This is a genomic window from Streptomyces sp. NBC_01017 (assembly GCF_045162795.1).
GTDB classification, from domain to species: Bacteria; Actinomycetota; Actinomycetes; order Streptomycetales; family Streptomycetaceae; genus Streptomyces; species Streptomyces machairae.
This window is the reverse complement of the sequence record NZ_CP108683.1, coordinates 6859502-6880024: the sequence shown is the minus strand read 5'-3', so window position 1 is coordinate 6880024 and position 20523 is coordinate 6859502. Positions and strand designations below refer to the sequence as shown.

The 20523-nt window shown below is 70.2% G+C and carries 22 protein-coding genes; 16 read left to right on the top strand and 6 right to left on the bottom strand.

Features of this window, described 5'->3' with window-relative positions:
- Window positions 1-244: 244 nt before the first annotated feature.
- The 3 genes from OG331_RS31570 to OG331_RS31560 form a co-directional block, all read right to left on the bottom strand.
- The gene (locus OG331_RS31570; RefSeq protein ID WP_406202449.1) at window positions 245-1534 is read right to left on the bottom strand and encodes a citrate synthase; all 1290 of its coding nucleotides are present in this window, start codon (window positions 1532-1534) and stop codon (window positions 245-247) included.
- 264 nt (window positions 1535-1798) lie between these two features.
- The gene (locus OG331_RS31565; protein ID WP_406202447.1) at window positions 1799-4054 is read right to left on the bottom strand and encodes an ATP-dependent RecD-like DNA helicase; all 2256 of its coding nucleotides are present in this window, start codon (window positions 4052-4054) and stop codon (window positions 1799-1801) included.
- Between the two features lie 82 nt (window positions 4055-4136).
- On the bottom strand, window positions 4137-4502 hold the full coding sequence (locus OG331_RS31560) for a hypothetical protein (RefSeq protein WP_406202445.1): 366 nt from the start codon (window positions 4500-4502) through the stop codon (window positions 4137-4139).
- Window positions 4503-4735: 233 nt separating this feature from the next.
- Between OG331_RS31560 and OG331_RS31555 the strand changes: the two genes are divergently transcribed.
- From OG331_RS31555 to OG331_RS31480, 16 genes are all read left to right on the top strand, one after another.
- On the top strand, window positions 4736-5773 hold the full coding sequence (locus OG331_RS31555) for a LacI family DNA-binding transcriptional regulator (protein ID WP_406202443.1): 1038 nt from the start codon (window positions 4736-4738) through the stop codon (window positions 5771-5773).
- Window positions 5770-7299, top strand: coding sequence for a sugar ABC transporter ATP-binding protein (locus OG331_RS31550; protein ID WP_406202441.1), 1530 nt, complete (start codon window positions 5770-5772; stop codon window positions 7297-7299). Before OG331_RS31555 ends, OG331_RS31550 begins: the two co-directional genes overlap by 4 nt.
- Window positions 7289-9235 carry a substrate-binding domain-containing protein gene (locus OG331_RS31545; protein WP_406202439.1) on the top strand — a complete coding sequence of 649 codons (1947 nt, stop codon included), beginning with the start codon at window positions 7289-7291 and terminating at the stop codon, window positions 9233-9235. The genes OG331_RS31550 and OG331_RS31545 overlap by 11 nt, the downstream gene beginning before the upstream one ends.
- Window positions 9236-9370: 135 nt before the next feature.
- The gene (locus OG331_RS31540) at window positions 9371-10357 is read left to right on the top strand and encodes a ribokinase (RefSeq protein WP_406202437.1); all 987 of its coding nucleotides are present in this window, start codon (window positions 9371-9373) and stop codon (window positions 10355-10357) included.
- A complete protein-coding gene (gene rbsD / locus OG331_RS31535) occupies window positions 10357-10746 on the top strand; it encodes a D-ribose pyranase (protein WP_406202435.1) in 390 nt (129 codons plus the stop codon). Before OG331_RS31540 ends, rbsD begins: the two co-directional genes overlap by 1 nt.
- 235 nt (window positions 10747-10981) lie before the next feature.
- On the top strand, window positions 10982-11368 hold the full coding sequence (locus OG331_RS31530) for a DUF937 domain-containing protein (RefSeq protein ID WP_406202433.1): 387 nt from the start codon (window positions 10982-10984) through the stop codon (window positions 11366-11368).
- 75 nt (window positions 11369-11443) lie between these two features.
- Window positions 11444-11776 (top strand): gas vesicle protein, encoded by a 333-nt coding sequence (locus OG331_RS31525; protein WP_406202431.1) that lies wholly within the window; start codon window positions 11444-11446, stop codon window positions 11774-11776.
- 116 nt (window positions 11777-11892) lie between these two features.
- On the top strand, window positions 11893-12387 hold the full coding sequence (gene gvpJ, locus OG331_RS31520) for a gas vesicle protein GvpJ (protein ID WP_406210406.1): 495 nt from the start codon (window positions 11893-11895) through the stop codon (window positions 12385-12387).
- 8 nt (window positions 12388-12395) lie between these two features.
- Window positions 12396-13109 (top strand): GvpL/GvpF family gas vesicle protein, encoded by a 714-nt coding sequence (locus tag OG331_RS31515; RefSeq protein WP_406202429.1) that lies wholly within the window; start codon window positions 12396-12398, stop codon window positions 13107-13109.
- Between the two features lie 21 nt (window positions 13110-13130).
- On the top strand, window positions 13131-13397 hold the full coding sequence (locus tag OG331_RS31510) for a gas vesicle protein GvpG (protein WP_406202427.1): 267 nt from the start codon (window positions 13131-13133) through the stop codon (window positions 13395-13397).
- 48 nt (window positions 13398-13445) lie between these two features.
- A complete protein-coding gene (locus tag OG331_RS31505; RefSeq protein WP_406202425.1) occupies window positions 13446-14006 on the top strand; it encodes an ABC transporter substrate-binding protein in 561 nt (186 codons plus the stop codon).
- Window positions 13999-15237 carry an SRPBCC family protein gene (locus tag OG331_RS31500; protein ID WP_406202423.1) on the top strand — a complete coding sequence of 413 codons (1239 nt, stop codon included), beginning with the start codon at window positions 13999-14001 and terminating at the stop codon, window positions 15235-15237. The genes OG331_RS31505 and OG331_RS31500 overlap by 8 nt, the downstream gene beginning before the upstream one ends.
- A gap of 63 nt (window positions 15238-15300) precedes the next feature.
- Window positions 15301-15810, top strand: a complete 510-nt coding sequence (locus tag OG331_RS31495; RefSeq protein ID WP_406202421.1) for a gas vesicle protein — start codon at window positions 15301-15303, stop codon at window positions 15808-15810.
- Window positions 15807-16613, top strand: a complete 807-nt coding sequence (locus OG331_RS31490) for a GvpL/GvpF family gas vesicle protein (protein ID WP_406202419.1) — start codon at window positions 15807-15809, stop codon at window positions 16611-16613. Before OG331_RS31495 ends, OG331_RS31490 begins: the two co-directional genes overlap by 4 nt.
- Window positions 16610-16867 carry a gas vesicle protein GvpJ gene (gene gvpJ, locus OG331_RS31485; protein ID WP_406202417.1) on the top strand — a complete coding sequence of 86 codons (258 nt, stop codon included), beginning with the start codon at window positions 16610-16612 and terminating at the stop codon, window positions 16865-16867. The genes OG331_RS31490 and gvpJ (OG331_RS31485) overlap by 4 nt, the downstream gene beginning before the upstream one ends.
- Window positions 16851-17252 carry a gas vesicle protein K gene (locus OG331_RS31480; protein ID WP_406202415.1) on the top strand — a complete coding sequence of 134 codons (402 nt, stop codon included), beginning with the start codon at window positions 16851-16853 and terminating at the stop codon, window positions 17250-17252. The genes gvpJ (OG331_RS31485) and OG331_RS31480 overlap by 17 nt, the downstream gene beginning before the upstream one ends.
- A 10-nt stretch (window positions 17253-17262) precedes the next feature.
- Here the strand turns inward: OG331_RS31480 and OG331_RS31475 are convergent, their stop codons facing one another.
- Genes OG331_RS31475 through OG331_RS31465 form a run of 3 tightly spaced genes read right to left on the bottom strand, consistent with a single transcriptional unit; the run spans window position 17263 to window position 20395 of the window.
- Window positions 17263-18093, bottom strand: a complete 831-nt coding sequence (locus OG331_RS31475; protein ID WP_406202413.1) for a sugar phosphate isomerase/epimerase family protein — start codon at window positions 18091-18093, stop codon at window positions 17263-17265.
- Window positions 18090-19241 carry a dihydrodipicolinate synthase family protein gene (locus OG331_RS31470; RefSeq protein WP_406202411.1) on the bottom strand — a complete coding sequence of 384 codons (1152 nt, stop codon included), beginning with the start codon at window positions 19239-19241 and terminating at the stop codon, window positions 18090-18092. Before OG331_RS31470 ends, OG331_RS31475 begins: the two co-directional genes overlap by 4 nt.
- Complete coding sequence (locus tag OG331_RS31465; protein WP_383238949.1) at window positions 19238-20395, bottom strand: Gfo/Idh/MocA family protein; 1158 nt, start codon at window positions 20393-20395, stop codon at window positions 19238-19240. The genes OG331_RS31470 and OG331_RS31465 overlap by 4 nt, the downstream gene beginning before the upstream one ends.
- Window positions 20396-20523 lie beyond the last annotated feature (128 nt).

Here is a 20523-nt window from a genome sequence, read left to right as displayed (position 1 = left end):
CGGCCGCACGCAACGCAGCCACGCCCCTCCCCTGGCCGCGACCCACCATGACCACGCCGCGGCCGACCAGGCAGAGGACCGGCTCCCGCGCAAGCCACCAGAGCCCCCGTCCCCGACCCCGCCCCCGACCCGAGAAGCACCCCGCACGCACAAGAGCCCCACGCCCGACCGAAGTCGTGCGCAGGGCTCTGCATACGGGATCCGTGTGACGGCGCCGGCGATCGCGGCGCCCCACCGGCAGGTGTCAGCGCTCCTCGACCGGGACGAAGTCGCGCTCGACCACGCCCGTGTAGATCTGGCGCGGGCGGCCGATGCGGGAACCCGGCTCCTTGATCATCTCGTGCCACTGGGCGATCCAGCCCGGGAGGCGGCCGAGGGCGAACAGGACCGTGAACATCTCGGTCGGGAAGCCCATGGCCCGGTAGATCAGGCCGGTGTAGAAGTCGACGTTCGGGTAGAGGTTGCGCGAGACGAAGTACTCGTCGGAGAGCGCGTGCTCCTCCAGCTTCAGGGCGATGTCCAGCAGCTCGTCGGACTTGCCGAGGGCGGAGAGGACGTCGTGCGCCGCCGCCTTGATGATCTTCGCGCGCGGGTCGAAGGACTTGTACACCCGGTGGCCGAAGCCCATCAGGCGGACGCCGTCCTCCTTGTTCTTCACCTTGCGGATGAAGGAGTCGACATCGCCGCCGTTGGTCTGGATGCCCTCGAGCATCTCCAGGACGGACTGGTTGGCGCCGCCGTGCAGCGGGCCCCAGAGGGCGGAGATGCCGGCCGAGATCGACGCGAACATGTTCGCCTGCGACGAGCCCACCAGGCGGACCGTCGACGTGGAGCAGTTCTGCTCATGGTCGGCGTGCAGGATGAGGAGCTTGTCGAGGGCGGAGACCACGACCGGGTCCAGCTCGAACTCCTGGGCCGGGACCGAGAAGGTCATGCGCAGGAAGTTCTCGACGTAACCGAGGTCGTTGCGCGGGTAGACGAACGGGTGACCGATCGACTTCTTGTACGCGTACGCCGCGATCGTCGGAAGCTTGGCGAGCAGGCGGATCGTGGAGAGGTTGCGCTGACGCTCGTCGAACGGGTTGTGGCTGTCCTGGTAGAACGTGGACAGCGCCGAGACCACCGACGACAGCATGGCCATCGGGTGGGCGTCGCGCGGGAAGCCCTTGTAGAAGTTCTTGACGTCCTCGTGCAGCAGCGTGTGCTGCGTGATCTCGTTCTTGAACGTCGAGAGCTCGTCGACGGTGGGCAGCTCACCGTTGATCAGCAGGTAGGCCACCTCCAGGAAGGTGGAGCGCTCGGCCAGCTGCTCGATCGGGTAGCCGCGGTACCGGAGGATCCCCTGCTCGCCGTCGAGGTAGGTGATGGCGGATTTATAGGCGGCGGTGTTGCCATATCCGCTGTCCAGCGTCACCAGACCGGTCTGGGCGCGGAGTTTGCCGATGTCAAAGCCATTGTCGCCGACGGTGCTGTCAATCACCGGGTAGGTGTACTCGCCGTCGCCGTACCGCAGTACTACAGAGTTGTCGCTCACGTCTTCCCTCACCGACGTTGTGCCTCATCTTCGAGGTTGCCCTGACTGTCTCTACCCTCCCCCATTCGGCTCAGGAGAGTGCACTCGGGGTCGACCATTGGGCCTATTGGCGGCACTGAGTGCCGCCAACCTGTCATCCTGCCCCCTGTTTTCCCCATCTGGAAGGGCTCTGTGACCTTCACGACTCGTTTGATCGATCATTTTTTTCGACGCCTCGCGAAGCGCCAGGTCAGAAGCGTGCCCCGCGATGGGTCGAAAGCAGGTTCAGGAGCCCGCCAGCCGGAAGTCGAGCGCCGTGCAGCGCCGCCCCGCCGACACCGTCCGCACCGCCTGGCCGATCGCCTTGCGCGAACCGACGAGGACGACCAACTGCTTCGCCCGGGTCACCGCCGTGTACAGCAGATTCCGCTGGAGCATCATCCATGCTCCGGTGGTGACGGGGATCACCACTGCGGGATATTCACTTCCCTGTGAACGGTGGATGGTCACCGCGTACGCATGCGCCAGTTCGTCCAGTTCATCGAATTCGTACGGAACCTCCTCGTCCTCGTCCGTCAGCACCGTGAGGCGCTGGTCGACCGGGTCGAGCGAGGTGACCACGCCCACGGTGCCGTTGAAGACGCCGTTCTTCCCTTTCTCGTAGTTGTTGCGAATCTGGGTGACCTTGTCGCCGACGCGGAAGACCCGGCCGCCGAACCGCTTCTCCGTGAGATCGGGGCGCCCGGGCGTGATGGCCTGCTGGAGCAGGCCGTTCAGCGTGCCCGCGCCCGCGGGGCCCCGGTGCATGGGAGCCAGGACCTGCACGTCCCGGCGTGGATCGAGGCCGAACTTGGCCGGAACCCGACGGGCCGCCACATCCACCGTGAGCCGGCCGGCCTCCTCCGTGTCGTCCTCGACGAAGAGGAAGAAGTCCTTCATGCCGTCGGTGACGGGGTGCTGCCCGGCGTTGATCCGGTGGGCGTTCGTCACCACCCCCGACTGCTGGGCCTGGCGGAACACGCGCGTGAGGCGGACGGCCGGGATGGGGCTGCCGACGGCGAGCAGGTCCCTGAGAACCTCCCCCGCCCCGACGCTGGGCAGTTGGTCGACATCGCCCACGAAGAGCAGGTGCGCGCCCGGCGGTACGGCCTTCACCAGCTTGTTGGCCAGCAGCAGATCCAGCATGGACGCCTCGTCGACCACCACCAGGTCGGCCTGGAGCGGACGGTCCTTGTCGTACGCCGCGTCGCCACCGGGCTTGAGCTCCAGGAGGCGGTGGACGGTGGAGGCCTCGGCTCCGGTCAGCTCGGCCAGGCGCTTGGCGGCACGGCCGGTGGGGGCGGCCAGTACGACCCTGGCCTTCTTCGCGCGGGCCAGCTCCACGATCGAGCGGACCGTGAAGGACTTGCCGCAGCCGGGGCCGCCGGTGAGGACGGCGACCTTCTTCGTCAGCGCCAGCTTGACGGCGGCCTCCTGCTCGGGGGCGAGGTCCGTGCCCGTACGGCCCTTCAGCCAGCCCAGCGCCTTGTCCCAGGCCACGTCGTGGAAGCCCGGCATCCGGTCCTCGTCGGTGCGCAGCAGGCGCAACAGCTGGGCGGAGAGGGAGAGTTCGGCCCGGTGGAAGGGGACGAGGTAGACGGCCGTCACGGGCTCCGAGTGGCCGTCCGGACCGGGCACCTTCTCCCGTACGACACCGGGGTCGCCGCCCTCCTCCGGGACCTGGGCGAGTTCGGCCAGGCACTCGATGACGAGCCCCGTGTCGACCTGGAGCAGCTTCACCGCGTCCGCGATCAGGCGCTCCTCGGGGAGGTAGCAGTTGCCCTGGTCGGTGGCCTGCGACAGCGCGTACTGCAGTCCTGCCTTGACCCGCTCCGGGCTGTCGTGCGGGATGCCGACGGACTGGGCGATCTTGTCGGCGGTGAGGAAGCCGATGCCCCAGACGTCGGCGGCCAGCCGGTAGGGCTGGTTCTTCACGACCGAGATCGACGCGTCGCCGTACTTCTTGTAGATCCGCACGGCGATGGAGGTGGACACCTCGACGGTCTGGAGGAAGAGCATGACCTCCTTGATCGCCTTTTGTTCCTCCCAGGCGTCGGCGATCTTCTTCGTCCGCTTCGGTCCGAGGCCGGGGACCTCGATGAGCCGCTTGGGCTCCTCCTCGATGATCTTCAGGGTGTCCAGGCCGAAGTGCTGGGTGATCCGGTCGGCGAAGACCGGGCCGATGCCCTTGACCAGGCCGGAGCCGAGGTAGCGGCGGATGCCCTGGACGGTGGCAGGCAGGAGGGTCGTGTAGTTCTCGACGGTGAACTGCTTGCCGTACTGGGGGTGGGAGCCCCAACGGCCCTCCATCCGCAGGGACTCGCCGACCTGGGCGCCGAGCAACGCACCCACGACCGTGAGGAGGTCGCCGCCGCCTCTGCCGGTGTCGACGCGGGCGACCGTGTAGCCGTTCTCCTCATTGGCGTACGTGATCCGCTCCAGGACGCCTTCGAGCACCGCCAGTCGCCGCTCGCCCGTGGAACTCCCCGCCTGATTGGACATGATCCGACGCTACCGGTCGGGTACGACAACGCGGGGCGGCTGTGGACAGCGCGGGAAGACCGTGGACCGCGGCCGGCAGCCGTCACCCGGCCTGTGACCTCACGTGGTCGATGACCCGCTGGAAGTCCTCGGCGGGCGAGAACTCGACGAACTCGCAGTCCGCCACGGCCACGGGAACATGGCCGGGCCCCCAGTAGTAGGCCTGCCCCGCCTCGTAGTACTCCGCGCCCGTGGGCGTCAGCATCCGCAGCCGGCCCTTGAGCAGGTAGCCCCAGTGCGGGCACGGGCAGGCGTCCCCTTCGAGGCCCTTGAGGGCGGGGCCCATGTCCGTGCCCTCCGGCAGACTGATGTAGCTCACGGACATGCCGCCGCCGATCGCCTCGGTGCGCACCTCCACGCCGTCGCCGACGAGGACGACGGGCACCTCGTCGCGAGTCGCTGCCGTCATGATCCCTCCGCTCCGGCCCGCACGGGGCCTGGGGAAACGCCCCCGCACTTCCAGCGTGAACCGTCCCGCAGCCCGCCGCGACAGCACTGGGCCGACATCACGATCCGGTTTCGGGATGTGGTTGAGGGGTTGATTAACGGCCGTGTAATCGATTCCAATCCTCCGTACACGTCGATGTAATCGATTCCACGACGGCATCGACCACGAACGATCCACAAGGAGGTGGAGCGGCGATGGCGAGCATCAAGGACGTCGCTGCCGAGGCGGGCGTATCCGTCGCCACGGTCTCGCGCGTTCTGAACGACCATCCGTCGGTCAGCGCCGAGGCACGCGCACGCGTGCTGGCCGCCGTGGAGACCCTGGGCTACCGCCCGAACGCCGTCGCCCGCTCCCTGCGCACCGACCAGACCCACACCCTCGGTCTGGTCATCAGCGACGTGATGAACCCCTACTTCACCGAACTGGCCCGCTCCGTCGAGGAGGAGGCCCGCGCGCTCGGCTACAGCGTCATCATCGGCAACGCCGACGAGCGGCCCGACCTCCAGGACCATCACGTACGGAACCTGCTGGACCGGCGCATCGACGGACTCCTCGTCTCCCCCACCGACGGCGGCTCGCCGCTGATGCTGGACGCCGCCCGCGCGGGGACGCCGATGGTCTTCGTGGACCGGTGGATCCCGGGCGTGGACGTGCCGGTGGTGCGGTCCGACGGGCGCGCTGCCGTACGGGACCTCGTGGCGCATCTGCACGGGCTCGGGCACCGGCGGCTCGCGATCATCGCGGGACCGGCGGCGACCACGACCGGCAGGGAGCGCGTGGAGGCCTTCCGGGAGGCGCTCGGCGCGTACGGCCTCGAACTCCCCGACGCCTACATAGGCCAGGGCGACTTCCAGGCCGAGAGCGGACGCCGGGTCACCGAGGGCTTCCTCGACCTGCCCGAGCCGCCCGACGTCGTGTTCGCGGCCGACAACCTGATGGCGCTCGGCGCGCTGGACGCCGTACGCGCGCGTGGGCTGCGCGTGCCGGACGACCTCGCACTGGCCGCGTTCGACGACATCCGGTGGTTCGTGCACACCGATCCGCCGATCACCGCGATCGCCCAGCCGACGGGCGAGCTGGGCCGGGCCGCCGTACGGGCCCTGGTCGACCGCGTCGAGGGACGGCCCGGCGAGTCCGTCACCCTCCCCGCCCGTCTCGTCGTACGCCGCTCGTGCGGCGAGCAACCGGCTTCATCGGAGCCGTCCCCCGTAACGAACAGGAGCCAGTCGTGAGCAACGCGGACGAGTTGCTGCGCATCGAGGGCATACGGAAGACCTTCCCGGGCGTGGTCGCCCTGGACGGCGTCGACTTCGATCTGCGCCGCGGCGAGGTGCATGTGCTGCTCGGTGAGAACGGCGCGGGCAAGAGCACCCTCATCAAGATGCTCTCCGGCGCCTACACGCCCGACGCCGGGCGGATCCTGGTGGGCGGCAAGGAGACGCGCATCCACGGTGCGCAGGACTCCGAGCGCCTCGGGATCGCCACCATCTACCAGGAGTTCAACCTCGTCCCCGATCTGACGGTCGCCGAGAACATCTTCCTGGGGCGGCAGCCGCGTCGCTTCGGGATGATCGACCGGAAGCGGATGGAGGCCGACGCCGAGGTTCTGCTGAAGCGGGTCGGCGTCAACGTGTCCCCACGCGCGCGTGTGCGTGAACTCGGCATCGCACGGCTGCAGATGGTCGAGATCGCGAAGGCGCTCAGCCTGAACGCGCGCGTGCTGATCATGGACGAGCCGACGGCCGTACTGACCTCCGAGGAGGTCGAGAAGCTCTTCTCGATCGTGCGCCGGCTGCGCGAGGACGGCGTCGGGGTCGTCTTCATCACGCACCACCTGGAGGAGATCGCCGCCCTGGGCGACCGGGTGACGGTCATCCGGGACGGCAGGAGCGTCGGGCAGGTCCCCGCCGCCACGCCCGAGGACGAGCTCGTACGGCTCATGGTGGGCCGCTCCATCGAGCAGCAGTACCCGCGTGAACGCGCCGACCAGGGCGCCGCGTTGCTCAGCGTCGAGGGGCTGACCAGCAACGGCGTCTTCCACGACGTCAGCTTCGAGGTGCACGCCGGTGAGGTGGTCGGCATCGCGGGGCTGGTCGGCGCCGGACGTACCGAGGTCGTGCGGGCGGTGTTCGGGGCGGACCCGTACGACAAGGGGGCCGTGAAGGTCGCCGGGTCGTCCGTCCCGAAGTCCGACGTCAACGCTGCGATGACCGCGGGCATCGGGCTCATCCCCGAGGACCGCAAGGGCCAGGGCCTGGTGCTGGACGCGTCCGTCGAGGAGAACCTCGGGCTGGTGACGCTGCGGTCCGCCACGCGCGCGGGGCTCGTCGACCTCAAGGGCCAGCGCGAGGCCGCCGCGCGGATCGCGGGGCAGCTCGGCGTGCGGATGGCGGGCCTCGGGCAGCATGTGCGCACGCTCTCCGGCGGCAACCAGCAGAAGGTCGTCATCGGCAAGTGGCTGCTCGCCGACACCAAGGTGCTGATCCTCGACGAGCCCACGCGTGGCATCGACGTCGGCGCCAAGGTCGAGATCTACCAGCTCATCAACGAACTGACCGCGGCAGGCGCCGCCGTCCTGATGATCTCCAGTGATCTGCCCGAGGTCCTCGGGATGAGCGACCGCGTGCTGGTGATGGCCCAGGGGCGGATCGCCGGCGAACTCACGGCCGACGAGGCCACCCAGGACTCCGTGATGGCACTCGCCGTCAGCAACCCCACCACCGACAAGACCGGAACGGAGGCCCCCCGTGGCCACTGACACGCTCAAGAGCACGCCGGGCGCGAGTGGCGCCTCGGGGCTTCGCCGACTCCTGCTCGACAACGGCGCGCTGACCGCGCTGATCGTCCTCGTCATCGCCATGTCGGCGCTGTCCGGCGACTTCCTGACCACCGACAACCTCCTGAACGTCGGCGTCCAGGCGGCCGTGACCGCCATCCTCGCGTTCGGCGTCACGTTCGTGATCGTCTCGGCGGGCATCGACCTGTCGGTCGGTTCGGTGGCGGCGCTGTCGGCCACCGTCCTCGCGTGGACCGCGACTTCGCACGGGGTGCCGGTCTTCATAGCGGTGCTGCTGGCCGTGGCGACCGGCATCGCGGCCGGTCTCGTCAACGGCTTCCTCATCGCGTACGGCAAACTCCCGCCGTTCATCGCGACGCTCGCGATGCTCTCGGTGGCCCGCGGCCTGTCGCTGGTGATCTCCGAGGGCTCCCCGATAGCCCTCCCCGACTCCGTCTCGCACCTCGGTGACACGCTCGGCGGCTGGCTGCCGGTGCCGGTGCTCGTGATGATCGTGATGGGTCTGATCGCCGCCTTCGTGCTCGGCCGGACCTACATCGGCCGCTCGATGTACGCGATCGGCGGCAACGAGGAGGCCGCGCGCCTGTCGGGTCTGCGCGTGAAGAAGCAGAAGCTCGCCATCTACGCCCTGTCCGGCGTGTTCGCAGCCGTAGCGGGCGTCGTGCTCGCCGCCCGGCTGTCCTCCGCGCAGCCGCAGGCCGCCGACGGCTACGAGCTGGACGCGATCGCTGCGGTCGTCATCGGCGGCGCCTCGCTCGCGGGCGGCACCGGCAAGGCGTCCGGCACCCTGATCGGCGCGCTGATCCTGGCGGTGCTGCGCAACGGCCTGAACCTGCTGAACGTGTCCGCGTTCTGGCAGCAGGTCGTCATCGGCGTCGTGATCGCACTGGCCGTCCTCTTCGACACGCTGCGCCGCAAGGCCGGGGCGACCCCGGTGGCCGCCGGCACGGGCGGCGGCAAGGGCAAGCAGGCGGGGACGTACGCGCTCGCGGCGGTCGTCACCGTGGCGATCGTGGGGGCGACCTCCTTCCTGCACAACGGCTCTTCCTCGTCGTCGAACCCGAAGATGGGGCTGTCCCTGTCCACCCTCAACAACCCCTTCTTCGTGCAGATCCGCGCGGGCGCCCAGGCCGAAGCGAAGAAGCTCGGCATCGACCTGACCGTCACGGACGCCCAGAACGACGCCTCCCAGCAGGCCAACCAGCTGCAGAACTTCACCAGTTCGAGCGTCGGCGCGATCATCGTCAACCCGGTGGACTCGGACGCGGCGAGCAACTCCGTGAAGGCCGCCGACAAGGCGAAGATCCCGGTCATCGCCGTCGACCGGGGCGTCAACAACGCGCAGACCGAGGCCCTGGTCGCCTCCGACAACGTCGCCGGCGGTGAGCTCGCCGCCCAGACGGTCGCCGAGAAGCTCGGCGGCAAGGGCAAGATCGTGATCCTCCAGGGCCAGGCGGGCACCTCCGCCGCCCGTGAGCGCGCGCAGGGCTTCGCGAACGGCCTCAAGGCCTACCCGGGCATCCAGGTCGTCGCACAGCAGCCCGCCGACTTCGACCGCACCAAGGGACTCGACGTGATGTCGAACCTGCTCCAGGCCCACCCGGACGTCCAGGGCGTGATCGCCGCCAACGACGAGATGGCGCTGGGCGCGATCAAGGCCCTGGGCTCCAAGGCCGGCAAGTCGGTCTCCGTGGTCGGCTTCGACGGCACCCCCGACGGTCTGAACGCGGTCAAGGGCGGCTCGCTGTACGCGTCCGTGGCCCAGCAGCCGACCCAGCTCGGCAAGATCGCCGTGGACAACGCGCTCAAGGCATTTCAGGGCAAGAAGGTCGAGCAGATGGTGAAGGTGCCGGTGAAGGTGGTCACGAAGGAGAACGTGGCCGGCTTCGGCGGCTGACGTCCGGCCGACATCCGGCAGGCATCGGACCGGCATCGGGGAACGGCGAACGGGCGGGCGGTCGTTGCAGGAGCATGGACCTGGCGACGGCCGCCCGCCGCCGTCATCACGGGGACCTATCAGGGGAGCAACCACATGTACGACTACGACCTCCTGGTCGTAGGGTCGGCCAACGCCGACCTGGTGATCGGCGTCGAGCGTCGGCCGGGTGCCGGCGAGACCGTGCTCGGCTCCGACCTGGCCGTCCACCCGGGCGGCAAAGGCGCGAACCAGGCCGTCGCGGCCGCCCGGCTCGGGGCCCGTACGGTTCTGCTGGCCCGGGTCGGCGACGACGCGCACGGCCGGCTGCTGCTCGACTCGCAGCGGGAGTCCGGCGTCGACACGGTGGGCGTCCTGGTCGGCGGCGCGCCGACCGGCGTCGCGCTGATCACGGTGGACCCGTCCGGGGACAACAGCATCGTCGTCTCGCCGGGGGCCAACGCCAGGCTCACGCCGCAGGACGTACGGGCCGCCGCGAGCCTCTTCCAGGCGTCGCGGGTGGTGTCGGCCCAGCTGGAGATCCCGCTGGAGACGGTCGTCGAGGTCGTCCGCAGCCTGGCGGACGGCAGCCGCTTCGTGCTGAACCCGTCCCCGCCCCGCCCGCTGCCGGCCGAGGTGCTGGCGGCCTGCGACCCGCTGATCGTGAACGAGCACGAGGCGAAGGTGATCCTCGGCGACTCCGCGGTGGGCGACACCCCCGAGGACTGGGCGCGGATCCTGCTCGCGAAGGGGCCCCGCTCGGTGGTCGTGACCCTGGGCGCCGAGGGCGCGCTGGTGGCGTCCGCGCAGGGTGTGACACGGGTGCCGTCCGTGAAGGTGGACGCGGTGGACACGACGGGGGCGGGCGACGCCTTCACGGCCGCGCTGGCGTGGCGGCTCGGCACGGGCGCGTCCCTGGCCCAGGCTGCGGCGTACGCGGCCCGGGTCGGCGCGGTGGCCGTGACGCGGGAGGGCGCGCAGGTGTCCTTCCCGACGGCGGCGGAGGTCGACGCCCTGTGCTGTGCCGATCCGGCGGACAACCCCCGGACCCCCGGCAGCGAGTCGGACGGCGCATCCGGCATGTCCTCGCAAGGCCGGTCCTGATGAAGCGAGCCGGAATCCTGAACCGCCACCTCTCCGGTGCCCTCGCCGAGCTGGGCCACGGCGACGGCGTACTGGTGTGCGACGCGGGCATGCCGATACCCGACGGCCCCCGGGTCGTGGACCTGGCGTTCCGGGCCGGGGTGCCGTCGTTCGCCGAAGTGCTGGACGGTCTGCTGGCCGAGCTGGTGGTGGAGGGCGCGACGGCGGCGCAGGAGATCCGCGAGGCGAACCCCACGGCGGCCGCGCTGCTGGACGGGGAGTTCCCCGAGCTGCGGCTGGTCACGCACGAGCGGCTCAAGGAGCTGTCGGCCGGGGCACGGCTGGTCGTACGGACCGGCGAGGCACGGCCGTACGCGAATGTGCTGCTGCGCTGCGGGGTCTTTTTCTAGGCACGCTTCGGGCCACAGGAAGCCCGGGAACGTTTCGAGGGGCCCGGTCCGTCGACCGAGCCCCTCGGGTTTCCCCTCCCCATCAGAACCCCCGCGATCCCCCCAGATCCCCCTCCAAGAGTCCTGATGCCAAGTACGACCGGCGAGGTGCGGGAAGGGTTGTACGGTCTCCGAGGATTTTTTTCGGGGCATCCTCGGCGTGCCCGGAAACCGGGACAGAAGTAGCGTTTCAGATATGTCAGAGGTAGACGCAAACCCCCTCACGTCCCTCCAGGACGACGTGCTCGACGAGCTCGGCGACCACCGGATCGCGGACATCGCGGGGCTGCTGGGCACGGACGAGGCAGGGGCCCGGCAGATGGTCGGTACGACGGTGGCGGCGCTGTCCGGCGAGGCGGAGGCCGTCGCGACGCCGCACGACGCCCCACTCACCGGCGTGGCCACCGTGGGCGGCTTCGCGACCGGCGGCCTCTTGGCCGGGCTGCTTGCGGAGGAGGCCGAGCCGGTCGCGGACGCGGTGGCCCGCAGGACGGGGCTGTCCCGGGGTGCCGTGTCCCGGGTGGTGGAGATGCTGGTTCCGGTGGTGCCGGCGGTGCTCACGAAACGGGCCGCCGGGAGGTAGTGGGCGAGGTAGGGGCGAGAAGTGGCGTGGGCTTTGCCAGGGGCCGACGATTGAAGAGTCAGGGCGAGAAGGTGAATGATCACGAGTGATCGCGAGCCCCGCAAGGCACATTCCTCGGCACGGCAGACGTCCGACGGGGCGCGGATGTCCGCTGCCGCTGCCATACGGTCCGCGATGGAACAGCTCAGTGAGCTGCTCGGGAGGGCTCCCGAGTCGGTTTCCTCGCTGAAGCCGACGGATCAGGGCTGGGAAGCCGACGTCGAGGTCCTGGAACTGGAACGCATTCCCGAGACGACCAGCGTGATGGCCAGCTACCAGGTGGTTCTGGACCAGGAGGGGCAACTGGTGTCGTACAAGCGCGGGCGTCGTTACACGCGCTCGCAGGTGGACAGGCCAGATCGCCGCTAGGCCGCGACCCTTTCGCCCGGAATTCTCCGATAAGTCGGTTTTATCAGAGATTCCCCGGGAAGTCGGATTTTGCTGATTTCACCGGAAGGCGAGCCGGAAGGGAAGACACCGTGACTGTGGTGCCACAGGGCAACGGCGGAGGTGGTGTGCCCGGCGCCGCCGGAGGCGGCTCGGGGAACCTCTACGACGTGCTGGAACTCGTCCTCGACAGGGGTCTGGTCATCGACGCGTTCGTGCGGGTGTCCCTGGTGGGCATCGAGATCCTGAAGATCGACGCGCGGGTGGTCGTGGCCAGTGTCGACACGTATCTGCGCTTCGCCGAGGCGACGAACCGGCTGGATCTGGAGTCGGGCAGCAAGTCGCCCGCGCAGCTGACCGACCTCGTCGGAGGCTCCGTCGAGAGCGGGGCACGCAGCAAGAGCAAGGGGGCGCTGTCGGGCGCGGTCGAGGCGGTCACCGATTCGTTCAAGGGCGGCGGTGACGAGGACGAAGCCGCGGACGAGGACGCGGATACGGACGACGAGCGGGAGCGCAGGCCGGTGCGCGAAAAGCGGCGTGAGCGTTCCGAACGCCGGTCGGAGCGCCGCTCCGCAAGGGACCGGGAGGAGTGAGCGAGCCGATGTCCGTGTATGTGTACGCGATCACCAAGGACTCGCATCCCCTCGATCTGAGCGACGTCAAGGGCGTGGGCGAGCCGCCCGGCGAGGTGCGCGTGGTGCGCAGCGATTCCCTGTGTGCCGTCGTCAGCGAGGCCCCGGACGACCTCTCGGTCGCCCGCCGGGACCTGCAGGCGCACAACGACGTCCAGGATCGGTTGTGGGCCGACGGCCCCACCCTGCCGCTGAGCTTCGGGTTCGTCGCCGCCGACGAGGAGGCCGTACGCGGCGTCCTGGAGGAGCGGGCGCAGCTGTTCGCGCAGCGGCTGGACGAGCTTGCCGGGCGCGCGGAGTTCAACGTCAAGGGCGTCCTCGACGAGGACACGTCGCTGCGTGCCGTCCTGGAGCAGAGCCCGCAGGCGCGTGAGCTGAACGAGCGGACCCGCGAGGGCGGCGGGACGTACGAGGACCGGCTGGCGCTCGGCCAGGTGGTGGCGCAGGAGGTGCAGGGCCGCGAGAACGCCATCGCCGAGGACATTCTCGCCGCGCTGCGGCCGCTCGCTTCGGCGGAGCAGATCGCGCCGGCGTCGAAGCAGTACTTCGTGAGCGCGTCCTTCCTCGTGGACGACGAGCGGTTCGAGGAGTTCGGCCGGACCTGCCGGGAGCTGGCCGAACGCTACGGCGAGGGCGTGGAGTTGCGGCTGCGGGGTCCCCTGCCGCCGTACAGCTTCGTCTGACGTGAGGCACGAGGAGGTGCCGTGGGACTGGTCACCGGGATTCTGACGCTGCCGTTCGCTCCCGTCAGGGGCGTCGGCTGGGTGCTCGACAAGGTGGTCCGGACCGCCGAGGACGAGTACTACGACCCGACCCCCGTCCAGGAGGCGCTCGTGAATCTGGAGCGCGCGCTCGACGAGGGCCAAATCGACGACGAGGAGTTCGCACGGCAGGAGGAGGCGCTGCTGCACCGCATGGAGGAGATCAGGGCCTACCAACTGCGACAGGGCGGACAGTCACCTGGGCTGTGACGCGTGGTTCGCGGGCTGCCGCTCGGGTGAGGAAAAGAGGCAAGGCCAATGAACAACGCCAAGATCGGCACGGCCCTGCTGGGCGGCTATCTGCTGGGGCGGTCCAAGAAGGCGAAGCTCGCCCTCGGCCTCGGCGCGCTGCTCGCGGGCTCGCGGATGAACCCGGGGCAGGTCGGCAAGGCCCTCCATGAGTCCCCCTTCGTGCACACCCTCACCGACCAGGTGCGCTCCGAACTGACCGGCGCGGGAAAGGCGGCCGCGACCAACCTCCTGAGCGCGAAGGCCGGCAACCTGGCCGATGTCATCCACGAACGCACGTCCGGGCTTCAGGGGAGGGCGGAAGCGCAGGACGAGGAACAGGAGGAGGAAGAGGAACAGGACGAGGAACAGGACGAGGAGAACGGCGAGGAGCCCCGGGGGAAGTCCCAGGGCAAGTCCCGGCAGTCCCGGCAGAAAGCCCGGTCGGAGACCTCCCGGAACTCGGGGCGCGGCAAGTCCGGGAAGCAGGGCGAGGAACAGCCCCGCAAGCGGAAGACCTCCACCTCACAGAGCCGCTCGGGCAGCAGCAGCGGCGGCGGCGCGCGGTCGAGGAGGCGGGACGATGGCTGAGGACGAGGCGACGGGACGCGGCTCGCGCGGTACGGGGACCAAGGCGAAGGCCGACGAGCAGGTGTCGGGCACGCAGCGGCTGAAGGAGGAGCTGGAGCACTACGTCGAGGCCCGCCTCCAGGTGCTGCTGGAGGGCGTGGGCGACCGGCTCGGCGCGGGCGCGCGCAGGCTGGGTGAGGCCCACGTCAGCCCGCGCGGGCTGACGCACGCGGTCGCCCGGGGCGGCAAGAAGCTCGGGGCGCATCTGCCTTCGGGCGTGGGCGCGCTGACCTCGACCGCCTCCCACGCCAAGGAGACGGCTTCGCACGCCAAGGACACGGTGGTGGGCAAGGCCAAGCAGGCCACCGGGCAGGGGTCCGGGCAGAGGGACGACACGGATACGGGCCCCGGCGACGACGCGGACACGGACTCCGGCGACGACGCGGACACGGACACGGACTCCGGCGACGACAAGGGCAAGCGGAGCGACCCGCAGAGCATGGGCAAGGGGATCACCGTCATCGAGGACATCGACGTGGGCGTGCCCGTGCGCGAGGCGTACGGGCAGTGGACGCAGTTCCAGGAGTTCGACCGGTTCGCCAAGGGCGTGGTCGGCGTCGAGCAGGAGGACGACATCACGACCAGGTGGCACGTGAAGGTCGGCAAGTCCAATCGGCATTTCCGGGGCATGATCACGGAACAGGTCCCCGACGAACGCATCGCCTGGACGTCCACGGGGAACCGCGGCACCACGCAGGGCGTGGTCACCTTCCACCCGATCACGGAGAACCTCACCAAAGTGCTGCTCGTCCTGCGGTACTTCCCCCAGGGGCCGGTGGAGAAGGTCGGGAGCTGGGTGCGGTCCCAGGGCCGCCGCGCCCGCCTCGATCTGAAGCTCTACCGCACCTTCGTGATGATGCGCGGGGAGGCCACCGGGGGCTGGCGCGGGGAGATCCGCGAGGGCGAGGTGGTCAGCGAGCCGGAGGACGCCGAGGAAGACCGGGCCGATCAGGAGGAGCCCGAGGACGAGTACGACGAGGAGGAGGACGAGAACCAGGAGCTCGACGAGGACGAGGGGCCCGAGGACCGGTACGAGGACGAAGAACCCGCCGAGGACGAACGCGGCGAGGACGCCGAGGACGACTGGGAGGAGGACGAGGAAGAGGACGAAGACCGAGAGCCTGATGACCGCAACGACGACACCGACGACACCGACGAGCAACCCCGCCCGAAGCGCCGCCGCCGTGTCTGACCGTGGCCGAGCGCGCGGCCGGAGTGACCGTGGGTGCTTCCGGGAAACGAGGTCGAGTACGCCGTGACCGAGCCCGTCCCCAGCCGCTCCACATCCCCGGCGCTGTCTCCGTACGGCGGCGGCGGGGGATCCAGCGCGAACCTCGCCGACATCCTTGAACGCGTGCTCGACAAGGGCATCGTCATCGTCGGCGACATCAAGATCAACCTGCTCGACATCGAGCTGCTCACCATCAAGCTCCGTCTCCTGGTGGCCTCCGTCGACAAGGCCAAGGAGATCGGCATCGACTGGTGGGAGCACGACCCCGCGCTGTCCTCCCGAGCCGACCAGCGGCACAACTTGAAGGAGCAGAACGAGCGCCTGCGCGAGGAAGTGGAGGAGCTGCGCCGCAAGGTGGAGATGTCGGAGAAGGCCGAGAAGGCCGAGAAGATCGAAAAGGCGGAGTCCGCGGGCGAGTTGCCCGAACGCGGCTCGGGCGGTCGCCGCCGGTCGCGTGCGGCGGAGCGTGAGCCCTCCGCCGAACCGCGACGCACCCGGCGCAGGAAGGACGACTCCGAGGACCGGGAGTCATGACCGGGCAGCAGCTGAGCTACGCGTACGCCGTGGTCCGCTCGCCCGGCGCGGAGACGCAGGCTCAACTGGCCGCTCTCCGTGGGGTGGCCGGCGCCCCCGTCACCCTGGTCGGCTCGGGCGCGTTGGCCGCCGCGGTCAGCGAGGTGCCCGCGGAGGAGTTCTCGGAGTCGGCCCTGAAGTCACGCCTGGAGGACCTCGACTGGCTGGAGTCGACGGCCCGCGCCCACCACCTCGTCATCGAGACGCTGGCCGCCCGGATCACCGTCCTCCCCCTGCGGCTGGCCACGGTGTACCTCGACGGGAGCCGGGTCGAGCAGATGCTGAGCGAACGTCAGGAGGCCTTCGCCGAACTGCTCGACCGGTTCGACGCCCACCTGGAGTGGGGCGTGAAGGTGTACGCCGAGATCCCGCCCGCCTCCGAGCCGGCGACCCCGTCCGCCGCACCGGGCTCCGCCGCCGGCCCGGCTCCCGGACGCGCGTATCTGCGCACCCGCAGACAGCACCGCCAGGCGCACGAGGACACCCGGCGCGCCGCCGAGGAGGCCGTGCGCCGCACGGAGGAGCGGGCGCGCGGGCTCGCGGTGGAACGCGCCCGGCACCGCCCGCAGCAGGGGACCCTGGCCGACGCCCGCGGCGAGAACCTGGCCAACGACGCCTACCTCGTACCGCGCCACCTGGCCGCGGAGTTCCGCGAGCGGATGCTGCACGCCGCGGACGACCTGCCGGGCGTACGGGTGGAGGTCACCGGGCCCTGGGCGCCGTACTCCTTCGCGACTCCCGCCGAAGGGGCGCGACAACGGTGACCGAGTACTACGACGACGACCGCCCCCTGGCCGGACGCCAGGTCGCGCTGATCGACCTGCTCGACCGGCTGCTGAGCGGCGGGGTGGTGGTCACCGGCGATGTCGTGCTGTCCATCGCGGACATCGACCTGGTACGGATCTCGCTGCGCGCGGTGGTGATCGCCATCCGCGAGCAGATGGAGGAGCAGTGGGCGCCCGTCCTGGGGGACCGGACGCCCACGGAGTACGGCGGCCACGGTGACGAGCCCGGCTGACGGCCCGTCCCCCGACCGGCTGCGCGAGGTCGCGCAGGCCGCGCACCGCGCGTTCTCCCTGCTTCCCGCGAGCCCGGACGACATGGCGTCACCATCCGCGGGACGGTCCGCCGCCCGCCGCCTCCACGCCGACCCCGACACCGTGGAGCGCGACCTGGTCAAGCTGGTCCTGACCATCGTCGAACTCCTGCGCCAGCTGATGGAGCGCCAGGCCCTGCACCGCGTCGACGAGGGCAACCTGACCGAGGACCAGGAGGAACGCCTCGGCCTCACCCTGATGCTCCTCCACGACCGCATGACCGAACTCTGCGACCGCTACGGCCTCACCCTGGAGGACCTCAACCTCGACCTCGGGCCCCTGGGCACGCTGCTCCCTCCGCCGTGAGCGGCCCCGTCTACCCCACGTGCTCCACGAACCGCGCCACCGTCTCCCCCAGCACCTCGCGGCCGTCGCGTGCCCACAGGCCGTCGTTGAACAGCTCGACCTCGATGGCGCCGGTGTAGCCCGCCGCCTCCACGTACCCGAGCCACTCCCGCATGTCGATCGCCCCGTCCCCGATCTGCCCACGGCCGTTGAGCACGCCCTGCGGCAACGGGGTGGTCCAGTCGGCGAGTTGGAAGGTGTGGATACGGCCGCCCGCACCGGCGCGGGCGATCTGTGCGGGCGCGTTGTCGTCCCACCAGATGTGGTACGTGTCGACCGTGACGCCGACCTGGTGGGCGGGGAAGCGTTCCGCGAGGTCCAGGGCCTGGGTCAGGGTCGAGACGACGCAGCGGTCCGAGGCGTACATCGGGTGCAGCGGCTCGATGGCCAGCTTCACGCCGTGGTCCTCGGCGTAGGGGCCGAGCACCGCCAGCGCGTCCGCGATCCGTTCCCGGGCGCCGTGCAGGTCCTTGGAGCCGGCCGGCAGGCCGCCGGACACCAGGACCAGTACGTCGGTGCCCAGCGTCGCCGCCTCGCCGACCGCGCGGCGGTTGTCGTCCAGGGCCGCCGCACGCTCCGCCGGGTCGATCGCCGTGAAGAAGCCTCCCCGGCACAGGGTGGTGACGGTCAGGCCCGCGTCCCGGACCAGCTTGGCCGTCGCCTCCAGGCCGTACGCCTGGACCGGCTCCCGCCACAGGCCGACGCCCGCGACGCCCGACTCGCGGCAGGCGTCGACCAGTTCCGGCATCGACAGCTGCTTGACCGTCATCTGGTTGATGGAGAAACGCGCGAGCTCTGTCACTGGTCCACCCCGTACAGGGACAGCAGGTTCTTCATGCGCTCCTCGGCCAGCTTCGGGTCCGGGAACAGGCCCAGTCCGTCGGCGAGTTCGTAGGCGCGGGCGAAGTGCGGCAGGGAGCGGGCCGACTGGAGGCCGCCGACCATGGTGAAGTGGGACTGGTGGCCGGCCAGCCACGCCAGGAGGACCACGCCCGACTTGTAGAAACGGGTCGGTTTCTGGAAGAGATGGCGGGACAACTCGACCGTGGGGTCGAGGAGTTCGCGGAAGCCCTCGACATTGCCCGTGTCCAGGACCCGGACGGCCTGGGCCGCCAGCGGCCCCAGCGGGTCGAAGATGCCGAGCAGGGCGTGGCTGAATCCCTGCTCGTCGCCCGCGATCAGCTCGGGGTAGTTGAAGTCGTCGCCCGTGTAGCACCGCACCCCCTGCGGGAGGCGGCGACGCAGGTCGATCTCGCGCTGGGCGTCCAGCAGGGAGACCTTGATGCCGTCGACCTTGTCGGGGTGGGCCGAGATCACCTCCAGGAAGGTGTCGGTGGCCGCGTCCAGGTCGGACGAGCCCCAGTAGCCCTCCAGCGCCGGGTCGAACATCGGGCCCAGCCAGTGCAGGATCACCGGCTCGGCGGACTGCCGGAGCAGCCGGCCGTAGACCTCCAGGTAGTCCTCGGGGCCCCGCGCCGTGGCGGCCAGCGCGCGCGAGGCCATCAGGATCGCCTGGGCGCCCGACTCCTCCACGACCGCGAGCTGCTCCTCGTAAGCCGCCCGGACCTCTTCGAGAGTCCCCGCGGCGATCTGGTCGGTGCCCACACCGCAGGCGATACGGCCGCCCACCGCGCGGGCCTCCGCGGCCGACCGGCGGATCAGCTCGGCCGCGCCCGCCCAGTCCAGGCCCATCCCGCGCTGGGCGGTGTCCATGGCCTCGGCGACACCGAGCCCGTGGGACCACAGGTGGCGGCGGAAGGCGAGGGTGGCATCCCAGTCGACGGCGGCGGGCGAGTCGGGCGAGACGTCGGCGTACGGGTCGGCGACGACGTGCGCCGCGGAGAAGACCGTACGGGAGGTGAAGGGGGTGCCGGGGGTCACCACCAAGGGCTCCGGGCGGGGCTCGTACGCCCGCAACCCGCCCTTGAAGTCGGGCAGTCGGATCGTCACAGCTGGATCTCCGGTACGTCGAGACGGCGGCCCTCGGCCGAGGACTTCAGGCCCAGCTCGGCGAGCTGGACGCCGCGGGCGCCGGCGAGGAGGTCCCAGTGGTAGGGGGCGTCGGCGTAGACGTGCCTGAGGAACAGCTCCCACTGGGCCTTGAAGCCGTTGTCGAACTCGGTGTTGTCCGGGACCTCCTGCCACTGGTCGCGGAAGGAGTAGGTGGCCGGGATGTCCGGGTTCCAGACCGGCTTGGGGGTGAGGGAGCGGTGCTGGACGCGGCAGTTGCGCAGGCCCGCGACCGCGGAGCCCTCCGTGCCGTCGACCTGGAACTCGACCAGTTCGTCGCGGTTGACGCGTACGGCCCAGGAGGAGTTGATCTGGGCGATGGCGCCGCCGTCGAGCTCGAAGATGCCGTAGGCGGCGTCGTCGGCGGTGGCGTCGTAGGGCTTGTCGTTCTCGTCCCAGCGCTGCGGGATGTGCGTGGTGGCGATGGCCTGCACGGACTTCACGCGCCCGAAGAGCTCGTGCAGCACGTACTCCCAGTGCGGGAACATGTCGACGACGATGCCGCCGCCGTCCTCCGCGCGGTAGTTCCAGGACGGGCGCTGCGCGGCCTGCCAGTCGCCCTCGAAGACCCAGTAGCCGAACTCGCCGCGGATGGAGAGGATCCGCCCGAAGAAGCCGCCGTCGATGAGGCGCTTGAGCTTCAGCAGGCCCGGGAGGAAGAGCTTGTCCTGGACGACGCCGTGCTTGATGCCGGCCTCGTCCGCGAGACGGGCCAGCTCCAGGGCGCCTTCCAGACCGGTGGCGGTCGGCTTCTCGGTGTAGATGTGCTTGCCGGCGGCGATCGCCTTCCTGATCGCCTCCTCGCGGGCCGAGGTGACCTGGGCGTCGAAGTAGATCTCGACGGCCGGGTCGGCGAGCACCGCGTCGACGTCCGTCGAGACGTTCTCCGCGTCCAGGCCGTGCTGCTCGGCGAGCGCCTTCAGGGCGTACTCGCGACGGCCGACCAGGATCGGCTCCGGCCACAGCACGGTGCCGTCGCCGAGGTCGAGCCCGCCCTGCTCACGGATGGCCAGGATGGAGCGGACCAGGTGCTGGCGGTAGCCCATGCGCCCTGTCACGCCGTTCATGGCGATACGCACCGTCTTGCGTGTCACGTCGTTCCCTTCGTACGCGGGGTCTGCGCCGCGTACGCCCCGTCTTTCACTGGTAAGCGTCACAGCAAGCGCTTTCTACATAGGGAGAAGCTAGCCTCTGAGCAGTGGTCCGGACAAGACCGTGACCA